This is a genomic window from Mycobacterium canetti CIPT 140010059 (genome assembly GCF_000253375.1).
In the GTDB taxonomy this organism is placed as follows: domain Bacteria; phylum Actinomycetota; class Actinomycetes; order Mycobacteriales; family Mycobacteriaceae; genus Mycobacterium; species Mycobacterium tuberculosis.
The window spans coordinates 3,565,097-3,591,116 of record NC_015848.1 but is presented as its reverse complement, the minus strand read 5'-3'; the positions used below and the strand labels follow the sequence as shown (position 1 = coordinate 3,591,116).

Sequence of the window (26,020 nt, the reverse complement as noted above, 5' to 3'; positions counted from 1 at the left end):
TCAACGATGATTATGCCGGCCGCGACGACCACCGCCCACTGCGAGGCGGTGCTCGACGAAATCGAACGTGTGGTGGTGGGGAAGCGCTCTGCACTGACACTCATCCTCACCGCCGTGCTCGCCCGTGGCCACGTGCTCATCGAAGATCTCCCCGGCCTCGGCAAGACGCTGATCGCGCGATCCTTCGCCGCCGCGTTGGGGCTCGATTTCACCCGAGTGCAATTCACGCCTGATTTGCTGCCGGCCGATCTGCTCGGCTCGACCATCTATGACATGCAGTCCGGTCGTTTCGAATTCCGGGCCGGGCCTATTTTCACCAACCTGTTGCTCGCCGACGAGATCAACCGGACGCCGCCGAAGACGCAAGCGGCACTGTTGGAGGCAATGGCCGAGGGCCAGGTGAGCATCGATGGCCAAACCCATAAACTGGCAATGCCATTCATCGTTCTGGCGACCGACAATCCGATCGAATACGAGGGCACATATCCACTGCCGGAGGCGCAACTGGATCGGTTCGCGATCCGGTTGGAACTGCGCTACCTCTCCGAGCGAGACGAGACCTCGATGCTGCGCCGTCGCCTGGAACGCGGTTCTGCGGATCCGACGGTGAATCAGGTGGTGGACTGCCACGATCTGTTGGCCATGCGTGAATCGGTCGAGCAGGTCACCGTGCACGAGGACGTCTTGCACTATGTGGTGTCGTTGGCCAACGCTACCCGGCACCATCCGCAGGTGGCCGTCGGCGCCAGCCCGCGAGCCGAACTCGACCTGGTCCAGCTCTCCCGTGCCCGCGCTCTGTTGCTCGGCCGGGACTACGTCATACCCGAAGATGTCAAGGAACTTGCGACCGCGGCCGTCGCGCATCGGATCACATTGCGCCCGGAGATGTGGGTGCGCAAGATTGCAGGCGCTGATGTGGTCTCAGAGCTGTTGCGGCGTCTGCCTGTTCCCCGAATTAGTGGAACGTAGCGGGTTGGCTGGATGAACTACGGCGCGATGTGATCCAAACGTGTGAAGTCGAGTTGCGCTGGCGTGCATCACAACTGACGCTGGCGATTGCCACCTGTGCCGGAGTTGCGCTAGCCGCAGCGGTCGTCGCTGGTCGTTGGCAGCTGATTGCGTTCGCGGCGCCGCTGCTCGGCGTGTTGTGCTCGATCAGCTGGCAGCGTCCGGTCCCGGTGATTCAGGTGCACGGTGACCCGGATTCGCAGCGATGTTTCGAGAACGAACATGTGCGAGTGACCGTGTGGGTCACAACGGAATCCGTGGACGCCGCGGTCGAACTCACGGTATCGGCGTTGGCGGGAATACAGTTCGAAGCTCTGGAATCCGTGTCACGCCGGACGACAACGGTTTCCGCGGTGGCGCAACGCTGGGGGCGCTATCCTATCCGGGCCCGGGTCGCCGTCGTCGCACGCGGTGGGTTGTTGATGGGAGCCGGAACCGTCGACGCCGCCGAAATCGTCGTGTTTCCGCTGACACCGCCGCAGTCGACGCCACTGCCGCAGACCGAATTGCTCGACCGCCTGGGAGCTCATCTCACCCGGCACGTCGGGCCGGGTGTCGAATACGCCGACATTCGCCCATATGTCCCGGGCGACCAGCTACGTGCCGTGAACTGGGTGGTAAGCGCGCGCCGTGGCCGACTGCACGTGACAAGGCGGTTGACCGACCGGGCCGCTGACGTGGTGGTGTTGATCGACATGTATCGACAGCCGGCGGGTCCGGCGACCGAGGCCACCGAACGAGTCGTGCGGGGTGCTGCTCAGGTGGTGCAAACCGCGCTGCGAAACGGTGACCGTGCTGGGATCGTTGCGCTGGGCGGCAATCGGCCGCGATGGCTGGGCGCCGACATCGGGCAGCGCCAGTTCTATCGGGTGCTCGACACCGTGCTCGGCGCCGGGGAAGGGTTCGAAAACACCACCGGGACGCTGGCTCCGCGCGCAGCTGTTCCCGCAGGAGCGGTTGTCATTGCGTTTTCCACGCTGCTGGATAGCGAGTTCGCGCTGGCGTTGATCGACCTGCGTAAACGCGGCCACGTCGTGGTTGCTGTCGACGTTCTTGATAGCTGTCCGCTCCAGGACCAACTGGATCCCCTGGTGGTCCGGATGTGGGCGCTGCAGCGCTCCGCGATGTATCGCGACATGGCCACCATCGGGGTCGACGTGCTGTCCTGGCCGGCGGATCACTCGCTTCAGCAGTCGATGGGTGCGTTGCCCAATCGCCGTCGTCGCGGACGGGGCAGAGCTAGCCGGGCGAGGCTGCCATGACCTCGTTTGCGCACCCGGGTACTCGTGGGCTCTCCACGGTGTTCGGACTGATGATGGTGGGGTCGGCCGCTGTGGGATCGCACGGGCTGGCTGTTGTCGTGGGGCTTGCCGCGGTGATTGCGGTAGGGGTGGCGGCGGTGTTTCGCCTGGCGGCAACGCTTGCCGTGGTGTTGTCGGTGGTGATGATCGTGGTGTCCGGCCCGACGCATGTGCTTGCCGCATTGTCGGGGTTTTGCGCCGCCGTCTACCTGGTGTGCCGATACGGGGCCGGTGTTGTCGCCGGGAGCTGGCCGACGACCGTTGCCGCCGTTGGTTTCACGTTCGCTGGGTTGGCTGCGACGTCGTTCCCGCTGCAAGTGCCATGGCTGCCGTTGGCGGCACCGTTGGCCGTGTTGGCTACCTACGTGCTGGCCACCCGTCCGTTCTCGAGGTGAACCGCCGGCTGGCCGGTCGGGCCGGTGCGCGCTGTTGACAATCGGTTATCAATCGATAACATGGAGGGTATGTTATCAACTGATAACCGAGCCGAGCTCGGAGACATCCTTACCGACATCGGGGATTACCTCGACGACAATCCACCGGCGCTAAGCCTGCCGCCGGCCGCCTACACCTCATCGGAGCTGTGGCAGCTGGAGCGGGAACGGATCTTCAACCGGTCCTGGATGCTTGTCGCGCATGTCGACCAACTCGCCAAGACCGGTGACTACGTCACCGTGTCCGTCGCAGGGGAGCCGGTCATGGTGGTGCGGGACGTCGACGGGCAGCTGCACGCTCTTTCGCCGATCTGCCGGCACCGGTTGATGCTGATGGTGGAACCCGGTGCGGGGCGCATCGACACGTTGACCTGCCAATACCACCTGTGGCGCTATGGGCTGGATGGCCGGTTGCGCGGAGCGCCCCATATGGCCGCCAACTTAGACTTCAACCGTAGGGAGTGCCGGCTTCCGCAGTTCGCCGTGGCCACCTGGAATGGATTGGTGTGGATCAACCTGGATGCCGATGCCGAACCAATCGCGGTGCATCTGGACCTGACTGACGACGAATTCGCCGGCTATCGGCTCGGTGAGATGGTGCAGGTCGAGTCGTGGTCGCATGAGTGGCGAGCTAATTGGAAGGTGGCGGCGGAAAATGGTCATGAGAACTACCACGTGCTCGGCCTGCATCGCCAAACCCTGGAGCCGTTCGTTCCTGGTGGGGGCGATCTGGACGTTCGGCAGTATTCGCGGTGGGCGTTGCGCCTCAGGGTTCCCTTCACCGTTCCAGTAGAAGCGAAGTCGTTGCAGCTCAACGAGGTTCAGAAAAGTAATCTGGTCGTGTTGTGGACGTTTCCGAACAGCGCGCTGGCCATAGCGGGCGAGCGGGTGGTGTGGTTCGGCTTTATTCCGCAAAGCATCGACCGGGTGCAGGTGCTCGGCGGCGTGCTCACCACCCCCGAGTTAGCCGCCGATGCGGCAGCAACAGCCCAGACGTCGCAGTTCGTGATGGCGATGATCAATGACGAGGACCGGCTCGGACTAGAGGCCGTGCAGGTTGGGGCGGGCTCGCGATTCGCCGAACGGGGTCACCTTAGCTCGAAAGAATGGCCCGGCATGCTCGCGTTCTACCGGAACCTCGCCATGGCGCTGGTTGGCGACCACCCAGGTGCCAGCTAGCCTTGCCGGCATGCCGAGGCAGGCCGGCCGCTGGAGCCCAACGGCACTCCGCATCCTGGGGGCCGCCGCCGAGCTCATCGCTGTGCGGGGTTACAGCTCCACCTCGACGCGAGACATTGCCGCAGCCGTCGGGGTGGAGCAGCCGGCCATCTACAAACACTTCTCGGCCAAACGCGATATCCTTGCGGCCCTGGTGCGGCTCGCCGTGGAGTGGCCGCTTGAGCTGTTCGGTCACATCACCGCGATGCCGGTTCCGGCGGTGGTCAAGCTGCACCGCTGGCTGACGGAATCCCTGGACCACCTGCATGCTTCGCCCTATGTGCTGGTTTCCATCCTCATCACCCCGGACCTGCATCAGGAATCCTTCGTCGCGGAGCGGGAGCTAGTCGCGGAGATGGAACGCGCGCTGGTTGGCCTGATCGAGACCGGCCAAGGCGAAGGTGATGTGCGCGCAATGCATCCGTTATCGGCTGCCAGGCTGGTGCAGGCGTTGTTCGACGCCCTGGCGCTGCCGGAATTCGCGGTCAGCCCGGACGAGATCGTCGAGTTCGCGATGACGGCGCTGTTGTCGGACCCTGATCGGCTAGCCGAGATCCGTGCAGCAGCAGATGCTTTGGAGATCCAGACCGCACCCCCCGACCGCGGGCTCTAGGCCTGCGCAAACGAGGCGGCCGAGGGTGGCGTGCTTCTGACGGGAAACAGAATTTTCACGAAATCGCCGTTATTCGTCGCGCCGTTTTCCTACAGTTTGTTCTACGAGTACAGAGACGTGCACCGTTGCCTGAGTCATTGGCCGGGACGTCCTGTAGGGGAAGGGGCTGGGCTGATGAATTATTCGGTGTTGCCGCCGGAGATTAATTCGTTGCGGATGTTTACCGGTGCGGGGTCTGCGCCGATGCTTGCGGCATCGGTGGCTTGGGATGGTTTGGCCGCGGAGTTGGCGGTGGCGGCGTCCTCGTTTGGGTCGGTGACTTCGGGGTTGGCGGGTCAGTCCTGGCAGGGTGCGGCGGCGGCGGCGATGGCCGCGGCGGCGGCGCCGTATGCGGGGTGGTTGGCTGCTGCGGCGGCGCGGGCCGCTGGCGCGTCGGCTCAGGCCAAGGCGGTGGCCAGTGCGTTTGAGGCGGCGCGGGCGGCGACGGTGCATCCGATGCTGGTGGCGGCCAACCGTAATGCGTTTGTGCAGTTGGTGTTGTCGAATCTGTTTGGGCAGAATGCGCCGGCGATCGCGGCCGCTGAGGCGATGTATGAACAGATGTGGGCCGCCGATGTGGCCGCGATGGTGGGCTATCACGGCGGGGCATCGGCGGCCGCGGCGGCGTTGCCATCGTGGCAGCAGGCATTGCGGGGCCTGCCGGGGTTGGGTCAGGTGGCCAGCGCGATTTCCGGCGGCGCGGCTAGCATGTTTGCCGCTCCGGCGGCTGCGACAGCGGCTGTCACCCCGCCGGCGCTGAACACGGGTCTGGGGAATATCGGCAGCTGGAACCTGGGTGGCGGAAACGTCGGCTTGTTGAACTTGGGCAGCGGGAACTTTGGCAGCCTGAACCTGGGTGGCGGCAACACCGGCAATGCCAACCTGGGCGGAGGAAACTGGGGCTTTGCCAACCTGGGGAGCGGCAACATTGGTAACACCAACTTCGGCAACGGCAACCAAGGCAATCTCAACTTTGGCAGCGGGAACCTCCTCGGCAACGGAAACCTCGGTTTCGGAAACGCCTTCGGTGACGGAAACCTGGGTAGCGGCAACGTCGGTAGTACAAACCTCGGTAGCGGGAACTTTGGTTCGTTCAACGTGGGTAGCGGCAACATGGGGATGAGCAATATCGGGTTCGGCAACCTCGGTAACAACAACCTGGGCTTTGGGAACAACGGCAATAACAACATCGGTTTTGGGCTCACCGGTGACAATCTGGTGGGCATTGGTGCGTTGAACTCGGGAATCGGGAACATGGGTTTCGGGAACTCTGGGAACAACAACATTGGCTTCTTCAACTCCGGCAATGGCAACGTGGGCTTCTTTAACTCCGGGGACGGCAACACCGGCTTCGGCAACGCGGGCGATGTCAACACCGGCTTCTGGAACGGGGGACCCTTCAACACCGGTTTTGGGAACGGTGGTAACACAAACTTCGGTTTTGGTAACGCGGGCTTCCAGAACATGGGCCATGGAAACGCAGGTGGTGTCAACGTGGGCTCCGGAAACGCGGGCTTGGCCAACACCGGCGATTTCAACTCGGGCGGTGTGGTCAGCGGGATCGGTGGAAACACTGGCTCGTTCAACTCGGGCAATCTGAACACCGGCTTCGGAAATGCCGGCGATCTCAACACAGGCCTATTCAACTCGGGTGACGTCAACACCGGCATCGGCAGCACGGTCGATCAGCCTGGTTCGGTCTCGGGCTTCGGTAACACCGGCACCAGCGTCTCGGGCTTCAATAATTCGGGTAACCTTACCTCGGGCTTCGGGAACATGAACTCGAACGTCTTCGACTCCACCTCAGGCTTCCAGAATATTGGCGACGCGAATGTCGGCTTCTTTAACTCGGGCAACTCCAACGAGGGCTTCTTCAACACGGGCATGTTTAACAACGGCATCTACAACTCGGGCGTGGCCAGCACCGGCATCGCAAACTCCGGTAATGCCAGCTCCGGTGTCGCCAACTCAGGTGACAACTCCTCGGGTGCCTTCAACCAGGGCGATAACCAGGCCGGGTTCTTCGGCCAGCCGTAACGCCTACCGAGCCCGACGTTGCTGGGGGCGATTAGCCGGCACGATGAGGTACCGCGGCGGCAATGTGGCAGGAGTCGCGGTGACCAGGGTGGCGATCGGTGGGCCCGAATTTTTCGCAATGTACAAGTGTTTTGACAAATCGCCGATATTGGTGCCGTGATTTCCCTACAGTTTGTTCTTACGGGTGGAGTAGTTGTTCTTACGGGTGGAGTAGCGTGCGCGAACGCCTGTGTCATCGGCGTCGCGCGCTGGGGAAGGGGCTGGGCTGATGAATTATTCGGTGTTGCCGCCGGAGATTAATTCGTTGCGGATGTTTACCGGTGCGGGGTCTGCGCCGATGCTTGCGGCATCGGTGGCTTGGGATGGTTTGGCCGCGGAGTTGGCGGTGGCGGCGTCCTCGTTTGGGTCGGTGACTTCGGGGTTGGCGGGTCAGTCCTGGCAGGGTGCGGCGGCGGCGGCGATGGCCGCGGCGGCGGCGCCGTATGCGGGGTGGTTGGCTGCTGCGGCGGCGCGGGCCGCTGGCGCGTCGGCTCAGGCCAAGGCGGTGGCCAGTGCGTTTGAGGCGGCGCGGGCGGCGACGGTGCATCCGATGCTGGTGGCGGCCAACCGTAATGCGTTTGTGCAGTTGGTGTTGTCGAATCTGTTTGGGCAGAATGCGCCGGCGATCGCGGCCGCTGAGGCGATGTATGAACAGATGTGGGCCGCCGATGTGGCCGCGATGGTGGGCTATCACGGCGGGGCATCGGCGGCCGCGGCGCAGCTGTCGTCGTGGTCAATTGGTCTGCAGCAGGCGTTGCCAGCTGCGCCATCGGCGCTGGCCGCCGCGATCGGCCTCGGCAACATCGGCGTCGGGAACCTGGGCGGCGGGAACACCGGTGACTACAATCTGGGCAGCGGAAATTCCGGCAACGCCAACGTAGGTAGCGGAAACTCCGGCAACGCCAATGTGGGCAGCGGAAATGACGGTGCCACGAATTTGGGCAGCGGAAATATCGGCAACACCAATCTCGGCAGCGGAAACGTTGGCAATGTCAATCTGGGCAGCGGAAACCGAGGCTTTGGAAACCTCGGCAACGGAAACTTTGGCAGTGGGAACCTGGGCAGTGGAAACACCGGAAGTACCAACTTCGGCGACGGAAATCTCGGTTCCTTCAACTTGGGCAGTGGAAACATCGGCTCCTCCAACATCGGTTTCGGAAACAACGGCGACAATAACCTCGGCCTCGGGAACAATGGCAACAACAACATCGGTTTTGGGCTCACCGGCGACAACTTGGTGGGCATTGGCGCGCTGAACTCGGGCATCGGGAATCTAGGTTTCGGGAACTCGGGTAACAACAACATCGGCTTCTTCAACTCTGGCAACAACAACGTGGGCTTCTTCAATTCGGGCAACAACAACTTCGGTTTTGGAAACGCGGGCGACATCAACACGGGCTTCGGAAACGCCGGCGACACCAACACGGGCTTCGGAAACGCCGGCTTCTTCAATATGGGCATCGGGAACGCGGGCAACGAAGACATGGGCGTCGGGAACGGCGGTTCCTTTAACGTGGGCGTTGGCAATGCGGGCAACCAAAGTGTGGGCTTTGGCAACGCGGGCACCCTAAACGTGGGCTTCGCAAACGCGGGCAGTATCAATACGGGATTCGCGAACTCGGGCAGCATCAATACGGGCGGTTTCGACTCGGGCGACCGGAACACCGGGTTTGGAAGCTCGGTCGACCAATCCGTTTCGAGCTCGGGCTTCGGCAACACCGGCATGAATTCCTCAGGCTTCTTTAACACGGGCAATGTTTCGGCTGGCTATGGGAACAACGGTGACGTTCAGTCGGGCATCAATAACACCAACTCCGGCGGCTTCAACGTCGGCTTCTATAACTCGGGTGCCGGCACCGTGGGCATCGCAAACTCTGGCCTGCAGACCACAGGCATTGCGAACTCGGGCACCCTCAACACGGGTGTGGCGAACACGGGTGACCACAGCTCGGGGGGCTTCAATCAGGGCAGTGACCAGTCGGGCTTCTTCGGTCAGCCCTAACGGATTCAGCGCAGCAACTGGGCGGCCTGGTCGGCCAGGTCGAGCACCGGCTGCGGGGCGATCCCCAGCACCACGGTGACTACCGTGCATACCGCAATGGCGGCCTTGCTCAGCACGCCGGGTGCCGCCACGTGTGGTGTGTCACCGGATTCTTCGGTGAAGAACATGCTCACGATCACCCGCACGTAGAAGTAGGCGGCGACGCCGCTGGAGATCACGCCGACGATTACCAGCGGCACCGCGCCGGCGGAAGCGGCGGCCCTAAACACCGCGAACTTGCTGACGAATCCACTGGTCAACGGGATGCCGGCGAAGGCCAGCAGAAACATCGACAGCATCACGCCCACGATAGGTGAACGCTGTCCCAGCCCGGCCCAGTGGGACAGGTCGGCATCCTCTGAACCTGCTGAGCCGTCGGCGCCTCGGACCAGACCCACGATGGCAAACGCACCCATCGTGCTGAAGCTGTAGGCGACCAGATAGAACAACGTCGCGGAAAGACCCGCCGGATTATCGGCGATCACGCCGGTAAGTATGAAACCGACGTGCGCGACCGATGAATAGGCCAGCATACGCTTGACGTTGGTCTGGTTTACCGCGGTGACGGTGCCCACCGTCATGGTGAGGATGGCAATCGCCCACAGCACCGGGCGCCACTGATCGTGCAGCGGCGGCAGCGCGACATAGACCACCCGGAGCAGCGCACCGAACGCCGCGACCTTGGTGGCGGCCGCCATGAACCCGGTGATCGGGGTGGGTGCGCCCTGGTACACATCGGGAATCCAGGAGTGGAATGGCACCGCGCCGACCTTGAATAGTAGGCCGACCGCGAGCAGCGCGACGCCGGCCAACGCCATTGAGTCGTCGGTGCGCGCTGCCAACGCATCCCGAATACCCGGCAAGGTCAGCGTGCCGGTCGCGCCGTATAGCAACGCGACGCCGTAGAGGAAGAACGCCGACGAGAAGGCGCCCAGCAGGAAGTACTTCATCGCGGCTTCCTGCGACAGCAGGCGGCGATTCCGGGCCAGCCCACACATCAGGTACAGCGGCAGCGATAGCACCTCCAGCGCGACGAACATCGTCAACAGGTCGTTGGACGCGGGAAACACCATCATGCCGCCGACGGACAGCATCGCCAGCGGGAAAAGTTCCGTCTGGGTGGCTCCCGCCCGTTCCGCTTGGCGCTCAGCATCGCTGCCGGGCACGGCGGAAGCCTGCGGGGTAAACGAATCGAGTCCAGGGAGCCGCGCCACAGCGAGGGTGTTCTGGCGTTGCGGACTCACCCGGGCGCTGCGTTCGGCCATGAAGACGACTGCCATGATCGTGACCAGTAGTACGGTGCCTTGCAGAAACAGGGTCGCTCGATCCACGGCTATGGCCCCCAGCACCGCGGCGTGACCCGACCCGTGAATCGACCTGGCCACCACGATGACCGCGATGAGTGCCACTGCCGACCCGCCAAGGGCGAGCGTCACTTGGGCGCCATAGCGCCACCGGCGCGGCAGGAAAGCCTCGGCCAGCACACCGGCGACCGCAACCGAAAAGACGATGAGCATCGGAGCGAGCAGGAAGTACTCGACGTGCGGGGCGGGCAGGATCATGGGTGCGGTCCTTCGGCTGTCCGGGAGGCGCCCACGGCCGGAACCGGGTGTGCCACGCTGGGCGCGGGATCATGCTGGCCGATGGTGGTCATGGTGTTCTCGACCGCCGGATTGATGATGTCGAGCACAGGTTTGGGGTAGACCCCAAGCACGAGTAACAGCGCGATCAACGGTGCCACCACGATCATCTCGCGGCCCACCAGATCCCCTATGCGTTCGTTGCCTTCGGCTACCGGACCGGTCATCACCCGCTGGTAGAGCCACAGCATGTAAACGGCCGAGAGGACCAGTGCGGTAACGCCGAACGCCGCCGCCAGCCAGTAGCGGCTGAAAGTGCCCAGCAGAACCAGGAATTCGCTGATAAACGGGGCTAGGCCGGGCAGCGATACGGTGGCCATGGCCGAGACCATGAACGTGCCGGCCAGGATGGGCGCCACCTTCTGGACACCGCCGTAGTCGGCGATCGATCGGCTGCCGCGCCGCGCTATCAAGAAACCGGCGATCAGGAACACCGCCGCCGTGGACAGGCCGTGGTTGAGCATGTACAGCGTCGACCCGCTCTGGCCCTGGGTGGTCATGACGAAGATGCCTGCGATGATGAACCCGAAGTGCGAGATCGAGGTGTAGGCGATCAGCCGCATCATGTCGGTTTGGCCGATCGCCACGATCGCGCCGTAGATCACCCCGATGATGGCCAGCGTCACGATCAGCGGACGGAAATACGTTGACGGGTCAGGAAACAGCTGCAGGCAGTAGCGCAGCATGCCGAAGGTGCCGACCTTGTCCATCACCGCCATCATCAGCACCGCGGTCGCTGGGGTGGACTCGACGGCGGCGTCCGGCAGCCAGCGATGGAACGGCCACAGCGGGGCCTTAATCGCGAACGCGAACATGAAGCCCAAGAACAGCGCCTTGAACACCGCCGGGTCCGCTCCGTAGCGGCCCGCCGCCACGCCGGCCACGATCTCACGGAAGTCGAAGGTGCCCGAATCGTACTGTGCGGTCACCACATACAGCCCGATCACCGCCGCCAGCATGATCAACCCGCCAAACAGGTTGTACAGCAAGAACTTCACCGCGGCACGCGAGCGTCCGGCCCCCTGGCCGAAGCCTCCGATGAGGAAGTACATCGGGATCAGCATGGCCTCGAAGAACACGTAGAACAGCAGCACGTCCAGCGCGATCACCGACATCAGCACCATCGACTCGATGGCCAGCGTCAATGCCACGTAGGCGTGCACGCCTCGGGTGCGTTCGCCACCTGACGATCGCAAGCGCGGCGGAGCCGGGCGCTGGGGGTACCTCCCGCTTGCGGGGGACAGGTCGTCAGCATCGGTTGCGTCGTTCCAGCCGGCCACCAGCAGCAACGGAATCAGCACTGTGGTCAACAACACCAGCACCACTGCGATGCCGTCCACACCAAGGGTATAGCCGGCGCCGAACGCCGGTATCCAGGAATGCTTTTCGACGAACTGATACGGCTCGGCGCTGGGCTTGAATTCGGCCGCGACGACGATCGACACCGCCAACGTCAGGACGCTGACAACCATACCGGCCCACTTGGCGAGTCGGCGCCGACCGGGTGGTAGCAGGATGATCAGCACCGCACCTGCCAGCGGCACCAGCCAGAGCACGCTCAGCCACGGCACGTTATTCACCACAGCTGCACCACCAGCAGCGCCGCCGCCACTAACACCGCTCCTACCAGCATCGATAACGCGTAGTTACGGGCGAAGCCGGTTTGCATTTGCCGCAGGCGATTCGAAGTCTGGCTCACGAGCGTCGCCAGCGCGTTAACCGAGCCGTCCACACCCGCGTCGTCCACCGCGACCACCGCGTTGGTCAATTGCGCACCAGGGCGCATGAACACCTCCTCGTTGAAGGCATCGCCGTACAGGTCCGCACGTGCGGCCGCGGTCAGCGCCGACACCCGAACCGGGGCAACCCTCGGGATCGGCGCGGTGCCGTACATCCGGTAGGCCACCGCGATACCGACGGCGACCACACCGAGCGCCAGGGTGGTGGCGAACCAGGTCGGCAGCGCATGGGTGGCCTCTTCATGAGATCCGACAACTGGCTGCAGCCAATGCCGCAACGTGCCACCCACCGCGAGCAGGCCACCGGAGAACACCGAGCCGACGGCGAGCAAGATCATCGGCCAGGTCATCACGGCCGGTGCCTCGTGCGGATGGGCGCCTGGCGTCCAACGCTTTTCGCCGAAGAAGGTCATCAGCATCACTCGCGTCATGTAGAACGCGGTGACGCCCGCACCCAGCAGCGCGGCACCGCCCAGCAGCGAGCCCCGGATGCCGCCGGCGCCCAATGCGGCCTCGATGATCGCATCCTTGGAGAAGAAGCCCGCGAACGGCGGTACCCCGATAATCGCCAGATACGCCAGGCCGAAGGTGGCGAACGTGACCGGCAGGGCGGCGCGCAGACCACCGTAACGGCGCATGTCCTGCTCTTCGTGCATCGCGTGAATCACCGCGCCGGACCCAAGGAATAGGCCGGCCTTGAAGAAACCGTGAGTGAGCAGATGCATGATCGCAAACGCGTAGCCGGCCGGACCCAGGCCCGCGGCCAGCACCATGTAGCCGATCTGGCTAATGGTCGAGGCTGCCAGCGCACGTTTGATGTCGTCCTTGGCGCAGCCGATGATCGCCCCAAACAGCAGCGTCACCGCGCCGACGATGACGACCGCCAGTTGGGCGGTGGGCGCCAGGTTGAACAGCGGGCCCGACCGCACAATCAGATACACTCCGGCGGTCACCATGGTGGCGGCGTGGATCAGCGCGGACACCGGGGTGGGGCCCTCCATCGCGTCGCCAAGCCAGGCTTGCAGCGGAACCTGCGCGGACTTGGCGCACGCCCCCAACAGCATCAACAACCCGATCGCGGTTAGCACTGCGCGACTTGCGGCGGGTACGCCGGCGAACACGCCGGCATACGACAGGGTGCCGAAAGTGCTAAACGTCAAGAACATACCCACCGCTAGGCCGGCGTCCCCAACCCGGTTCATCACGAATGCCTTTTTGGCCGCGGTGGCCGCCGACGGCTTGTGGTACCAGAAACCGATCAACAGATACGACGCCAGGCCCACACCCTCCCAGCCGACGTACAGCAACACATAGTTGTCGGCGACCACCAGCAGCAGCATCGAGGCCAGAAACAGGTTGAGATAGCCGAAAAACCTGCGCCGGTCCGGGTCCTCGGCCATGTAGCCGACCGAATAGATGTGAATCAGCGATCCGACCCCGGAGATCAGCAGCACGAAGCACATGGACAACTGATCGATCTGCAGCCCGAAGTCGACTTGGAGTCCGCCGGCGGGTATCCAGGTGAACACCTGCTGATGGATCGCGCGCTCGACCCCATCGCGACCGAGCATGTCGGCCAGCAGCATCGCGCCCACCCCGAATGCCGCCAGCGCTGCGGCACAGCCCAGCAGGTGGCCCCACGCATCGGTGCGTCTGCCGCCGAACAGCAAGATTGCGGCACCCGCCAGTGGCAGTGCCACCAGCAGCCAGGTGTAGTGAGTCCCCAAGGAAGTTGTCACGGTGGCGTCGTCAGCCTTTGAGTAGATTCGCGTCGTCGACCGACGCCGATTTGCGGGTACGGAAAATCGTCATGATGATGGCCAGGCCGACGACCACTTCGCAGGCGGCCACCACCATGGTGAAGAACGCGATCATCTGGGCGTCGAGATGGCCATGCATGCGCGCGAAGGTGACGAACGCCAGGTTAACGGCATTGAGCATGAGCTCGACGCACATGAACATCACGATCGCGTTGCGTCGCAGCAGCACACCGGAGGCTCCGATGGTGAATAGCAGCACCGAAAGATAAAGGTAGTTGGCCGGATTCATGATGCACCGCCTTCTAAAGAGCCGGAGACGGCTCCGGGCGAGGGTGTCTGCAGGCCGTCGGCCCCGCGGGTGCGCAGCATCCGGGGGACCGACAATTCGGAATAGGAACCGTCGGGGAGCAGGGCGGCAACGTCGACCGCGTTGTGGCGCGCGTAGACACCCGGGTTGGGCAGCGGGGTGGGGTGCCCGCCGGGACGGAAGCGTTCCTGGGAGAGTTCGCGCTGGGTCTTGCGGCGCTCGAAACGCTCCCGGTGCGCTAGCACCATCGCCCCGACGGCGGCGGTAATCAACAGCGCACTGGTCAACTCGAACGCCCACAGGTAGCGGGAAAAAATCAGCGCGGCCAAGCCTTCGACGTTGCCGTTGGCGTTGGCGACGGTTAGTCCGGCAAAACCTCGGGTCGCCACCTGGCCGATGGTGCTGATCAGGAGAACGCCGAACCCGACACCGGTCAGCACCGCGGCGACCCGCTGCCCGCGCAGCGTCTCCTTCAGTGATTCCGCGGAGTCCACACCGATCAGCATCAGCACGAACAGGAACAGCATCATCACCGCGCCGGTGTAGACAACCACCTGGACGACACCCAAAAACAGCGCGTCCTGGGCCATGTAGAACACCGCCAGGATGATCATGGTCATCGCCAGAAACATCGCTGAGTACACGGCGTTGACGGCCAGCACAACCCCGACCGCGCCCAGCAGCGCCAGCGCACCAAGCACCCAGAACATCACCGCTTCCCCGGTGGAGGTGCGGACGATGACATCTGAAGCCAGCACCGCGGTCATCGGGAATCTCCGGTGGTCTGGCTCTCACGCACGCCCCGCAAGCCCTCGGCGGTCACATTGCCTAGGTAGTAGTCCTTATCGGTGGCACCGGGCGCCCGCGGATGCGGCGGCGCGGCCATCTCGGGCAGCAGCGGGGCCAGCAGCCGGTCCTTCTCGTAGATCAGGTCGGCGCGGTTGTCGTCGGCCAGTTCGTAATCATTGGTCATCGTCAGCGCCCGCGTCGGGCACGCCTCGATGCACAAACCGCAACCGATGCAACGCAAATAGTTAATCTGGTACACCCGGCCGTAGCGTTCGCCCGGCGAAAACCGCTCCTCTTCGGTATTGTCCGCGCCCTCGACGTAGATTGCGTCGGCCGGGCAGGCCCAGGCGCACAACTCGCAGCCGATGCATTTCTCCAGGCCGTCCGGATACCGGTTGAGCTGATGACGGCCGTGGTAGCGCGCTGCTACCGGACCGGGCCTTTCCGGATACTCCTCGGTGACCGTCTTTTTGAACATCGAACCAAGCGTTACCCCGAATCCGGCTACGGCGTCCAGTAACTTAGTCCGGCGACGACGCGGGCCGGAGTCAGCCCGAGATGGGGGTACCGCCCGCTTGTGGGGGAGAGCCGGACGATCAGTGTTAGCCACCTGCATTCTCCTTGGTTGCACCGGCTAGCAGCGGTGGTGTCGGAAATGCCGGTTCAGGGCTGGTGCCTTCGTCCCCGCGTTGCCGTGCCGATGCGCGAGCGCCGGGAGCGCTCAACGGCTTTCGCAACAACAGCACCATGGCAGCGGCAACGACAATGCTGCTAAACACCAGAGTCGGGGTCCAGTACTGGTAGCCCTGGTTGCGTAGTGAGCGGATGATCGCGGCGACCATCACCCACACCAGCGAGACGGGGATCAATAACTTCCAGCCCAGCGCCATGAACTGGTCGTAGCGCAGCCGCGGCAGCGTAGCCCGCAGCCAGAAATAGATGAACAGAAAGCCCCACACTTTAGCGGTGAACCAGATCAGTGGCCACCAGCCGGTGTTGGCGCTCGCCCACATGTTCAGCGGCCAGGGAGCATGCCAGCCACCGAAGAATAGGGTCGCGGCCAGTGCCGAAACCGTAGTCATATTGACGTACTCGGCGAGCATGAACATCGCGAACTTCAACGACGAGTACTCGGTGTGGAATCCCGCGACCAGCTCGCCCTCGGCTTCGGGCAAATCGAACGGCGCCCGGTTGGTTTCACCCACCATAGAAATGAGATAGATGACGAATGACGGCAACAACAGGAAGGCATACCAGACACCGTCTTGTGCGGCCACGATCTGCGACGTCGACATGGTGCCGGCCATAAGGAACACCGTCGCGAACGACAGGCCCATCGCGACCTCGTAGGAGATGACCTGCGCGGTGGAGCGCACCCCGCCCAGCAGCGGGTAGGTGGACCCGGACGCCCAACCGCCCAGCACGATGCCGTATACCCCGATCGCCGACAGTCCCAGGATGAACAGCACGGCGACGGGAAGGTCGGTTATCTGCAACGGTGTCCGGTGGCCAAACACCGACACCTCGGGACCAAACGGGATGAACGCGAAAGCGGTGAATGCCGGAATCACCGAAATGATCGGCGCCACAAAATATACGAATCGATCGATGCCACCGGGAGTGATGCTCTCTTTGAGCGCCAGCTTGATGCCGTCAGCCAGGCTCTGCAGGGCTCCTTTTGGGCCAACCCGGTTGGGGCCGGGCCGCAACTGCATCCGGCCCAGCAGCTTGCGTTCGGCCAGGATCGCCACCAGCACCGTCAGCATGAGGAACACGAATACCGCGATCGCTTTGGCCGCCACCAGCCACCAGGTGTCGTGGCCGAACGTGGTCATGGCCGCCACTCCTTGCGCGAGGGTCCGCACTGGTACATCAAAATCGGTGTGTCGGCGTACTGGGGGCACCTCCCGCTTGCGGGGGAACACGCGCGCTCGCGGCAAGGGGAGACGCTCATGAGCCCGCTCCGATTTTCACGATGCTGCCGATTGTCACCCTCAGCTGTCGGTGCACCGTCGAGCCCGCCGAGTTCAGCGGAAGCCACACGACGCGGTCGGGCATGTCGGTGACACTGCACGGCAAGGTGATTGAGCCGCGTGACGTGCTGACCGTGACCGCCTCGCCATCGGCGGCGCCGATCTCGGCTGCCGTATCCGGCGACAGCCGTACCACGGGTGTGCGCGCGGTACCGGCCAGATATGGTTCGCCGTCCTGCAGGCGGCCCTCGTCGAGGAGCATCCGCCACCCGGTCAAGATCGCCTCACCAGCTTCGGGTTGGGTCGGCCCGGTGGCCGCGATGTGGGGACCGGCAGCGTGTTTGCCGTCCCAGATACCGAGCGCGGCCAGCTCCTCGCGGGCCGCCTCCACGGTGGGCACGCCCAGATGGACACCCATGTCGTCGGCCAACGCGTCCAGCACCCGGTGATCCGACTGGCCAGCTTGCAGTGTGCTGCCATGCAGCGCGGGTTCGAATGTACGGTAGCGACCCTCCCAGTTGACGAACGCGCCGGCTTTCTGGGTCGTCGGCGCGACCGGGAACACCACGTCGGCGCGTTCGGTGACCGCACTGTGTCGCAGCTCCAGGCTGACCACGAAACCGGTGGCGTCCAACGCGGCCAGCACGGCGTCCGGGTCGGCGAAGTCCGCGGGTTCGATACCCCCGACCAGCAGCGCAGCCAACGTCTCGTCGGCAGCGGCGGCCAGGATGCCGTCGGCGTCCCGTCCAGCCGCGGCAGGCAATTCGGCGACATGCCACGCCGCACACACCTGCGCGCGGGCGACCTCGTCGGCCAGCGGGCGGCCACCGGGTAACAGCGTGGGCAACGCGCCGGCTTCCAGCGCTCCGCGTTCCCCCGCCCGCCGCGGCATCCACGCCAAACGGGCGCCGGTCGTATCGGCCAGCCGAGCGGCCGCCGACAATCCGCCCGGTACCGTGGCCAAGCGCTCCCCGACCATGATGACCGCACCCGGGGTGGCCAGCAGGTCGCCCACTGCACCGGTGGCCAGATCGTCCAGCGCCGCGGGCTCGGCACCAGGAACGGTTTTGATCAGCCGGCCCGACATTTTGTGCAGGCCACCAGTGGCAAAGGGGGCGATCGCGTACACCGGGACGCGGTGTCTGCGAGCGGCCTTGCGTAACCGCAGAAACACGATCGGCGACTCGTCTTCGGGCTCGAATCCCACCAGCAGCACCACCGGAGCCGATTCCAAATCGGCATAGCTGACCGCCATATGCCGCCCGGCGATGCGGGCCGCCAGGAAGTCGGCCTCCTCGGCCGAGTGCGGCCGGGCGCGGAAGTCGATGTCGTTGGTGCCCAACGTGATCCGCGCGAACTTGGCGTACGCGTAGGCGTCCTCCCAGGTCACTCGTCCGCCGACCAGCACCCCGGTGCGGCCCCGCGCGGCCGCCAGTCCCTGGGCGGCCACCGCCATTGCGTGCGACCACGAGGTGGGCACCAGCGCGCCCTTGGGGTCCCCACCGTCGCGGATCAGGGGAGTGGTGATCACGTCCGGCTGGGTCGCGTACGTGAAGGCCCACCGGCCCTTGTCGCAGTTCCACTCCTCGTTGACTTCCGGGTCGTCACCGGCCAGCCGCCGCAGCACCTTGCCGCGGCGATGGTCGGTGCGTTGCGCGCAGCCCGACGCGCAGTGCTCGCAGACGCTGGGGCTGGAGACCAAATCGAACGGACGCGCGCGGAACCGGTAGGCGGTCCCCGTTAGCGCCCCCACCGGGCAGATCTGCACCGTGTTGCCGGAGAAGTACGACTCGAACGGTTCATCGGCGTAGATACCGACCTGCTGCAGGGCGCCGCGCTCCTGCATATCGATGAACGGATCGCCGGCGATCTGGTCGGAGAACCGGGTGCAGCGGGCGCACAGGATGCAACGTTCGCGGTCCAGCAGCACCTGCGCGGAGATGTTGATCGGTTTGGCGAAGGTACGTTTGGCCTCGGTGAAGCGAGAATCCGTGCGGCCGTTAGACATTGCCTGGTTTTGCAGCGGGCATTCACCGCCCTTGTCGCACATCGGGCAATCCAGCGGATGGTTGATCAGCAGCAGTTCCATCACACCGTGCTGGGCCTTGTCGGCAATCTCGGAGGTGAGTTGGGTGCGCACCACCATGTCGTCGGTGGCCACGGTGGTGCACGACGCCAGCGGCTTGCGTTGCCCTTCGACCTCGACCAGGCATTGCCGGCAGGCGCCGACGGGCTCCAGCAGCGGGTGGTCGCAGAATCGTGGGATCTGGATTCCCATCAGTTCGGCGGCGCGAATCACCAACGTGCCCTTGGGGACGCTGATTTCGACGCCGTCGATGGTCAGTGTCACCATCTCCGGTTGGCCTACCCGGATGTCAGTGTCGGCCGCCTGGGTCACGCGTCCACTCCGTTCGCGACGAGCATGGAGTCTCGGGGGTCGAATGGGCAACCGCCTCCTTCGACGTGGGCCAGGTACTCGTCGCGGAAGTGCTTGATCGACGACATCACCGGACTCGCGGCACCGTCGCCCAACGCGCAGAACGACTTTCCCAAGATGGAATCGGAAATGTCCAACAGTTTGTCAATGTCTTCATGGCTACCCCGGCCGGTTTCCAGCCGCTCGTAGATCTTATCCAGCCAGAAGGTGCCCTCCCGGCACGGCGTGCATTTCCCACACGATTCGTGCTTGTAGAACTCGGTCCAGCGGCGCACCGCGCGCACCACGCAGGTGGTCTCGTCGAAGATCTCCAGCGCCTTGGTCCCCAGCATCGAGCCGGCCGCACCCACACCCTCGTAGTCCAGCGGCACATCCAGATGCTCGTCGGTGAGCAGCGGGGTCGACGAGCCGCCCGGTGTCCAGAACTTCAGCCGGTGCCCGGCGCGCACCCCGCCTGCGTAGTCGAGCAACTCGCGCAGCGTAATGCCCAGCGGCGCCTCGTACTGGCCGGGGCGGGTGACGTGGCCGGACAGCGAATACAGGGTGAAGCCAGGCGATTTCTCGCTGCCCATCGACCGGAACCAGTCGATGCCGCCCAGGATGATCGATGGGACACTGGCGATCGTTTCGACGTTGTTGATCACGGTCGGGCAGCCATACAGACCGGCCACCGCGGGGAAGGGGGGCCGCAGCCGCGGCTGGCCGCGCCGGCCTTCCAGCGAGTCGAGCAGGGCGGTCTCCTCGCCGCAGATGTAGGCGCCCGCGCCGGCGTGTACCACCAGCTCCAGATCGAATCCGGAACCTCCGATGTTGCGGCCTAGGAAGCCGGCGGCATAGGCCTCGGCCACCGCGTTGTGCAGCCGGCGCAATACCGGCACCACCTCACCGCGTACGTAGACGAACGCGTGATGGGCGCGGATCGCGTAGGCGGCGATGATGACGCCTTCGATGAGCACATGTGGCGTCGCCAGCATCAACGGAATGTCTTTGCACGTACCGGGTTCGGACTCGTCGGCGTTGACCACCAGGTAGTGCGGCTTGGCCGCGGCGCCGGTGTCGCCCTGCGGGATGAACGACCACTTGGTCCCGGTGGCAAAGCCCGCGCCGCCGCGTCCGCGTAACCCGGAATCCTTGACGATGCTGATCACGTCGTCGGGCGGCATCGTCAGGGCTTTCTGCAACGCCTGATAGCCCCGATAGCGATCGTGGCGTTGATAAGTGGCCAGGGTCCACGACTCCGGGTCGTCCCAGTGGCGGCTGATCACCGGGGTCAACGGGGTGGCCTGCGTGGTCATTCGTCCGCTCCGGGGGTTGGTGGCGCCTGCATGTCGTTCTTCCTTGCCACCTGCAGCCCGGCCAGGGTGGGCGCGCCGGGACCGCCCTGGCCTTCGTCGGGACGCTGGTCGGGTAGACCCGCCAGGATGCGCGATGTTTGCCGGAAGCCGCACAGCGGCGCGCCGCGGGTGGGCGCCTTCGGTGTGTCGGAGCGCAGCGAGTCGACGAGTTCGCGCGCGGACTCCGGCGTCTGGTTGTCGAAGAATTCCCAGTTGACCATCACCACCGGTGCGTAATCGCAGGCGGCGTTGCATTCGATGTGTTGCAAGGTGACCACACCGTCGGAGGTGGTTTCGTCGTGGCCGACGCCGAGATGCTCTTTGAGGCGGTCGAAGATGGCGTCGCCGCCCATGACGGCGCACAGCGTGTTCGTGCACACACCCACCAGGTACTCGCCGGTGGGGCGCCGGCGGTACATGGTGTAGAAGCTGGCCACCGCCGACACCTCGGCCCCGGTCAGCCCGAGTTGATCGGCGCAGAACCGCAAACCCGCCGGCGTCAGGTAGGAATCCTCGCCCTGCACCAGGTGCAGCAACGGCAACAGCGCCGAGCGCCTGTCGGGATAGCGGCCGATGATCTCCTTGGCGTCGACCTCCAGCCGCGCCAGTACGTCCGGCGGATACGATCGCGGAGCGCCCTCGATGACAAACTGGTTGGGTTCGTCCGGTGGCGGTCCGAGCCGGATGAACACCGGCTGACCGGGTGGCTGTGTCACCGGTCCACCCCGCCCATGACCGGGTCAATGCTGGCGACCGCCGCGATCAAATCGGCGACCATCCCGCCTTCGCACATCGCGGCGACGGACTGCAGGTTGGTGAAGGAGGGATCCCGGTAGTGCACCCGGTAGGGGCGGGTGCCACCGTCGCTGACCATGTGTACGCCGAGCTCACCACGGGGGGACTCCACCGCGACGTAGACCTGGCCCGCCGGCACCCGGATGCCCTCGGTGACCAGTTTGAAGTGGTGGATCAGCGCTTCCATCGAGGAGCCCATGATTTTGGCGATGTGCTTGGGTGAGTTGCCCAGGCCGTCGGGCCCCACCTGCAGGTCGGCCGGCCAGGCGAGCTTGCGATCGGAGATCATGGTCGGGCCGGGTCGTAACTTGTCCAGACACTGCTCCACGATCTTCATCGACTCCCACATCTCTTTGACGCGAATCATGTAGCGCCCGTAGGCATCACAGCTGTCGTCGGTGATCACATCGAATTCATAGTGCTGGTATCCGCAGTAGGGCTCGCTTTTCCGCAGGTCGTGGGGCAACCCAGTGGAACGCAGTATCGGGCCGGTGATGCCCAGTGCCATGCATCCGGTCAGATCCAGGTATCCGACGCCCTGGGTGCGGGCCTTCCAGATGGCGTTTTCGTTGAGCAGCTCGCCCATTTCGCGCAGTGGTTGGCGCAACTGCTTGAGTGCTTCCGCGATTTCGGTGGCCGCGTTGGGCGGTAAGTCCTGCGCCACGCCGCCGGGTCGGATGTAGGCGCTGTTCATCCGCAAACCGGTGATCTTTTCGAACAGCGTGAGCACGATCTCGCGTGCCCGGAAGCCGACGAACATCGGAGTCATGGCGCCCAATTCCATGCCCCCGGTCGCCAATGCGACCAAATGCGACGAGATCCGGTTGAGCTCCATCATCAGCACGCGGATGACGTTGACCCGCTCGGGTATCTCATCGGTGATGCCGAGCAGCTTCTCCACGCCGAGGCAGTAGGCGGTTTCGTTGAAAAACGGTGACAGGTAATCCATTCGGGTCACGAAGGTGACGCCCTGGGTCCAGTACCGGTATTCGAGGTTCTTCTCGATTCCGGTGTGCAGGTAGCCGATTCCGCACCGGGCTTCGACGACTGTTTCGCCCTCGATCTCCAGGATTAACCGCAACACCCCGTGGGTAGACGGGTGCTGGGGCCCCATGTTGACGACGATGCGTTCACCGGGATCCGCGCTGCGCGCGGCGTCCACGACCTGCTGCCAGTCCTGCCCGCCAGCGACCAGGACGGTCTCGCCGGCGCCGCCAGCCGAGTCGGCGATTGCCGTCATCAGTTGTAGCCCCTCCGCTCGTCGGGCGGGGGTATCTGCGCGCCCTTGTATTCGACCGGGATGCCGCCGAGAGGGTAGTCCTTGCGTTGCGGATGCCCCTGCCAGTCATCGGGCATCTCGATCCGGGTCAGGGCCGGATGGCCGTCGAAGATGATCCCGAAGAAGTCGTAGGTTTCCCGCTCGTGCCAGTCGTTGGTCGGATAGATCGCGAACAGGGAAGGGATGTGCGGATCACTGTCCGGCGCAGACACTTCCAACCGGAGGCGACGGTTGTGGGTGATCGACTGCAGCGGGTAGACGGCATGCAGCTCCCGACCCGTCTCGTGCGGGTAGTGCACCCCGCTCACCCCAAGACACAGCTCGAATCGCAATTCGGGTTCGTCGCGCAGCCGCTGGGCGACCCGCGGCAGTAGATCCCGGCGGACGTGCAGGGTCAGTTCATCGCGGTAGACCACGACTTTCTCGACGGCGTCCTCGAATTCGACGCGCTCGTGCCGCAGTGCCTCGGCCAGCCGGTCGACGATATCGTCGAAGTAGCCGCCGTAGGGCCGGGGGCTGCTGCCAGGGAGGACGACTTGGCGCACCAACCGTCCGTAACCGGAGGTGTCACCGGTGCCCGAGACGCCGAACATGCCGCGGCGAACGTCGACCACCTCCGCGGTGGGGGAGTCCGGGCGGCCTTCCTGGGCGTCTTGGTTCGGCGGGCTCATCGCAGCAGTCCGCGCATCTCGATGGTGGGCCGGGCCAACAACGCCGCCTCTTCGGCCTCGGCGATAGCGCGTTCCCGGTTGATACCTAATGGCATCTGCTGAATCTTTTCGTGCAGCTTCAGGATTGCGTGCAGCAGCATCTCCGGGCGCGGCGGGCAGCCGGGTAGGTAGATGTCGACCGGAACAACATGATCCACGCCCTGCACGATCGCATAGTTGTTGAACATCCCACCTGACGAGGCGCACACACCCATGGCCAGAACCCATTTCGGCTCCGCCATCTGGTCATAGATCTGGCGCAGTACCGGCGCCATCTTCTGGCTGACCCGGCCCGCCACGATCATCAGATCTGCCTGCCGCGGCGTGGCCGAGAACCGTTCCATCCCGAACCGCGCAATGTCAAACCTTGGTCCCGCGGTCGCCATCATCTCGATCGCACAGCACGCCAATCCGAATGTTGCCGGCCACAGGGAGTTTTTGCGGACATAGCCCGCCACCTTCTCGACGGTCGACAGCAGGATCCCGCCGGGCAGCTGTTCTTCCAGTCCCACGCCCTACCTCAATCCCACGTCAGGCCCCCGCGGCGCCACACATACGCGTAGGCCACGAACACCGTGAGCATGAATATCGCCATCTCGACCAGCGCGAACGTGCCCAGCGAGTCGTAGCTGACCGCCCACGGGTAGAGGAACACAATTTCGATGTCGAAGACGATGAACAACATCGCGGTCAGGTAGTACTTGATGGGGAACCGCTGCCCGCTCGCCGCGCCGGGGCCAATGGAGGTTCTGGCTCCAGTGCTAGCGGGCTCGATCCCGCATTCGTAGGCGGCCTGCTTTGACCGGTTGAACCGCGACGGGCCGACCAGGCTCGCGATCACCACCGACACCACGGCGAAGGCGGCGGCCAGCGCCGCCAGTACCAGGATGGGTATGTAGACGTTCAACTCGCTCCATGATCCGTCGTACGGGGCCGCCAGCGCGGCGGCCGGGCGGTGACCGGGCTGCCGTGACGAACCGGGGCTTCGGGCCGTCACAGTGACCTTCAACATAGTCGCGCAACGGCCACCCCACATTCCCGGGGTCAGGCTGGTGCATACCTGTGCGAGTCGAAGCAGAACCCGTGGCTGGGTCCGGCGTCGGTCGCTGCGAAGCAAAACTGGGGATTGCGCGTCCCGGCGAATTGTATGAATGTTGGTCTAACCCCCTGATAAGCGCAGCATTTGTTGTTAATCTCGGCATTTGCCGGTTAATCGTTGGCCGTATTGAGGTCGGCGTGGCATCGAGCAGCGAAGCGGAAGGACGGGAGCTGTGAGTTTCGTCGTGCTGCCGCCGGAGATCAATTCCTTGCGAATGTTCATCGGTGCAGGCACTGCGCCGATGCTGGCGGCGGCGGCGGCCTGGGACGGGCTTGCCGAAGAGTTGGGGACCGCGGCGCAATCATTTGCGTCGGTCACGGCCGGGCTGGCGGGTCAGGCGTGGCAGGGTCCGGCAGCCTTGGCGATGGCGGCAGCGGCGGCTCCCTACGCGGGGTGGTTGACCGCGGCAGCGGCTCAGTCGGCCGGGGCGGCGGGACAGGCGCGCGCAGTGGCCAGCATCTTCGAGGCGGCGCAGGCGGCGACGGTGCTTCCGGCGGCGGTGGCCGCCAACCGCGACGCATTCGTGCAGCTGGTGATGACGAATTTGTTCGGGCAGAACGCGCCGTTGATTGCTGCCGCCGAGGGTGTGTACGAGGAGATGTGGGCCGCGGATGTGGCCGCCATGTCGGGGTACTACTCCGGGGCATCGGCGATTGCCGCGCAAGTGGTGCCGTGGGCGAGTTTGCTGCAGCGATTTCCGGGTTTGGGTGCCGGCGCCACCGGCGCTACTGGCGGTGAGAGCGTCGGCACCGGCGCTACTGGCGGTGAGAGCGTCGGCACCGGCGGCGGTGAGAGCGTCGGCACCGGAGGTGCAACCGCTAGCGGCGGGGGCGTCGGCTACGTCGGAGGCGGCGTGGCTAGCGCCGGGTTAGCGGCCGGTGATCCGGCCCATGGCAGTGTAGGCCAAGGGAATTTCGGCGGTGGCGATGTTGGCGCCGGAGACGTCGTCGCGTCGAGCGCTACCAGTGCCCATGCCGGCGTTGTGAGCCCCGGCTTCATCGGTGCCCCGCTCGCGCTCGCCGCTCTGGGTCAGATGGCACGTGGCGGCACTAACTCTGCCCCGGGACCTGCCACCGAGTCAGCTCGAGCGCCAGAGCCGGCGGCTTCCGCGCCACCGGAAGCCGTTGTGGAAGTTCCAGAACTTGAAGTTCCAGCAATGGGGGTGCTGCCAACTGTGGATCCGAAAGTTGCGGCCAAGGCCGCTCCGCTGTCGACAACGCGGGTAGGCCAATCCGCGGGTTCTGGAATTCCGGAATCGACACTACGCACCGCGCAAGGTCAGCAGGCTTCAGAGACTTCAGCGGCGGAGGAGACAGCGCCGTCGTTGCGGCCGGAAGCGGCAGCGGGCCAATTACGACCTCGGGTAAGACAGGACCCGAAGATTCAAATGCGGGGCGGCTGAACGTTCGCGCCGCGAATGCCGGCCGC

22 protein-coding genes are annotated in these 26,020 nt (G+C 64.7%); 8 read left to right on the top strand and 14 right to left on the bottom strand.

The features are described from left to right. Positions 1-6 precede the first annotated feature (6 nt). The 7 genes from MCAN_RS16730 (at position 7) to MCAN_RS16700 (ending at position 8,691) form a co-directional block, all read left to right on the top strand. A complete protein-coding gene (locus MCAN_RS16730; RefSeq protein ID WP_003416588.1) occupies positions 7-969 on the top strand; it encodes an AAA family ATPase in 963 nt (320 codons plus the stop codon). Between the two features lie 29 nt (positions 970-998). Beyond that, positions 999-2,270, top strand: coding sequence for a DUF58 domain-containing protein (locus tag MCAN_RS16725; protein ID WP_014001603.1), 1,272 nt, complete (start codon positions 999-1,001; stop codon positions 2,268-2,270). Then, a complete protein-coding gene (locus MCAN_RS16720; protein WP_003900648.1) occupies positions 2,267-2,704 on the top strand; it encodes an integral membrane protein in 438 nt (145 codons plus the stop codon). Before MCAN_RS16725 ends, MCAN_RS16720 begins: the two co-directional genes overlap by 4 nt. A 69-nt stretch (positions 2,705-2,773) precedes the next feature. Then, a complete protein-coding gene (locus MCAN_RS16715; RefSeq protein ID WP_014001602.1) occupies positions 2,774-3,922 on the top strand; it encodes an aromatic ring-hydroxylating oxygenase subunit alpha in 1,149 nt (382 codons plus the stop codon). A gap of 10 nt (positions 3,923-3,932) precedes the next feature. Further along, positions 3,933-4,574, top strand: coding sequence for a TetR/AcrR family transcriptional regulator (locus tag MCAN_RS16710; RefSeq protein ID WP_014001601.1), 642 nt, complete (start codon positions 3,933-3,935; stop codon positions 4,572-4,574). 174 nt (positions 4,575-4,748) lie between these two features. Beyond that, on the top strand, positions 4,749-6,650 hold the full coding sequence (locus MCAN_RS16705; RefSeq protein WP_015288465.1) for a PPE family protein: 1,902 nt from the start codon (positions 4,749-4,751) through the stop codon (positions 6,648-6,650). Positions 6,651-6,918: 268 nt separating this feature from the next. Then, positions 6,919-8,691, top strand: a complete 1,773-nt coding sequence (locus MCAN_RS16700; protein ID WP_014001599.1) for a PPE family protein — start codon at positions 6,919-6,921, stop codon at positions 8,689-8,691. Between the two features lie 5 nt (positions 8,692-8,696). Here the strand turns inward: MCAN_RS16700 and nuoN are convergent, their stop codons facing one another. From nuoN to MCAN_RS16630, 14 genes are all read right to left on the bottom strand, one after another. Beyond that, the gene (gene nuoN, locus MCAN_RS16695; protein WP_003900644.1) at positions 8,697-10,292 is read right to left on the bottom strand and encodes an NADH-quinone oxidoreductase subunit NuoN; all 1,596 of its coding nucleotides are present in this window, start codon (positions 10,290-10,292) and stop codon (positions 8,697-8,699) included. Then, the gene (locus MCAN_RS16690; protein WP_003416460.1) at positions 10,289-11,950 is read right to left on the bottom strand and encodes an NADH-quinone oxidoreductase subunit M; all 1,662 of its coding nucleotides are present in this window, start codon (positions 11,948-11,950) and stop codon (positions 10,289-10,291) included. Before MCAN_RS16690 ends, nuoN begins: the two co-directional genes overlap by 4 nt. Then, entirely contained in the window at positions 11,947-13,848 is a 1,902-nt protein-coding gene (gene nuoL / locus MCAN_RS16685; RefSeq protein ID WP_014001598.1) for an NADH-quinone oxidoreductase subunit L, read from the bottom strand. The genes MCAN_RS16690 and nuoL overlap by 4 nt, the downstream gene beginning before the upstream one ends. A gap of 10 nt (positions 13,849-13,858) precedes the next feature. Then, positions 13,859-14,158, bottom strand: a complete 300-nt coding sequence (gene nuoK / locus MCAN_RS16680) for an NADH-quinone oxidoreductase subunit NuoK (protein WP_003416452.1) — start codon at positions 14,156-14,158, stop codon at positions 13,859-13,861. Further along, the gene (locus tag MCAN_RS16675) at positions 14,155-14,943 is read right to left on the bottom strand and encodes an NADH-quinone oxidoreductase subunit J (RefSeq protein WP_014001597.1); all 789 of its coding nucleotides are present in this window, start codon (positions 14,941-14,943) and stop codon (positions 14,155-14,157) included. Before MCAN_RS16675 ends, nuoK begins: the two co-directional genes overlap by 4 nt. Beyond that, a complete protein-coding gene (gene nuoI, locus MCAN_RS16670) occupies positions 14,940-15,575 on the bottom strand; it encodes an NADH-quinone oxidoreductase subunit NuoI (protein ID WP_014001596.1) in 636 nt (211 codons plus the stop codon). Before nuoI ends, MCAN_RS16675 begins: the two co-directional genes overlap by 4 nt. After that, positions 15,568-16,800 carry an NADH-quinone oxidoreductase subunit NuoH gene (gene nuoH / locus MCAN_RS16665; protein ID WP_003416445.1) on the bottom strand — a complete coding sequence of 411 codons (1,233 nt, stop codon included), beginning with the start codon at positions 16,798-16,800 and terminating at the stop codon, positions 15,568-15,570. Before nuoH ends, nuoI begins: the two co-directional genes overlap by 8 nt. A 115-nt stretch (positions 16,801-16,915) precedes the next feature. Beyond that, the gene (locus MCAN_RS16660) at positions 16,916-19,336 is read right to left on the bottom strand and encodes an NADH-quinone oxidoreductase subunit G (RefSeq protein ID WP_014001595.1); all 2,421 of its coding nucleotides are present in this window, start codon (positions 19,334-19,336) and stop codon (positions 16,916-16,918) included. After that, positions 19,333-20,670: an NADH-quinone oxidoreductase subunit NuoF gene (gene nuoF / locus MCAN_RS16655; RefSeq protein ID WP_003416439.1), complete on the bottom strand. Its 1,338-nt coding sequence runs from the start codon at positions 20,668-20,670 to the stop codon at positions 19,333-19,335. Before nuoF ends, MCAN_RS16660 begins: the two co-directional genes overlap by 4 nt. Further along, positions 20,667-21,425 (bottom strand): NADH-quinone oxidoreductase subunit NuoE, encoded by a 759-nt coding sequence (gene nuoE, locus MCAN_RS16650; RefSeq protein ID WP_014001594.1) that lies wholly within the window; start codon positions 21,423-21,425, stop codon positions 20,667-20,669. The genes nuoF and nuoE overlap by 4 nt, the downstream gene beginning before the upstream one ends. Beyond that, complete coding sequence (gene nuoD / locus MCAN_RS16645; RefSeq protein ID WP_003416430.1) at positions 21,422-22,744, bottom strand: NADH dehydrogenase (quinone) subunit D; 1,323 nt, start codon at positions 22,742-22,744, stop codon at positions 21,422-21,424. Before nuoD ends, nuoE begins: the two co-directional genes overlap by 4 nt. Further along, positions 22,744-23,454: an NADH-quinone oxidoreductase subunit C gene (locus MCAN_RS16640; RefSeq protein ID WP_003416425.1), complete on the bottom strand. Its 711-nt coding sequence runs from the start codon at positions 23,452-23,454 to the stop codon at positions 22,744-22,746. Before MCAN_RS16640 ends, nuoD begins: the two co-directional genes overlap by 1 nt. Beyond that, positions 23,451-24,005 (bottom strand): NuoB/complex I 20 kDa subunit family protein, encoded by a 555-nt coding sequence (locus tag MCAN_RS16635; RefSeq protein WP_003416420.1) that lies wholly within the window; start codon positions 24,003-24,005, stop codon positions 23,451-23,453. The genes MCAN_RS16640 and MCAN_RS16635 overlap by 4 nt, the downstream gene beginning before the upstream one ends. An 8-nt stretch (positions 24,006-24,013) precedes the next feature. Continuing rightward, complete coding sequence (locus MCAN_RS16630; protein ID WP_003416417.1) at positions 24,014-24,400, bottom strand: NADH-quinone oxidoreductase subunit A; 387 nt, start codon at positions 24,398-24,400, stop codon at positions 24,014-24,016. Between the two features lie 364 nt (positions 24,401-24,764). Here MCAN_RS16630 and MCAN_RS16625 point away from each other — a divergent pair, with 364 nt between their 5' ends. Next, positions 24,765-25,994 carry a PPE family protein gene (locus MCAN_RS16625; protein ID WP_014001593.1) on the top strand — a complete coding sequence of 410 codons (1,230 nt, stop codon included), beginning with the start codon at positions 24,765-24,767 and terminating at the stop codon, positions 25,992-25,994. Positions 25,995-26,020 lie beyond the last annotated feature (26 nt).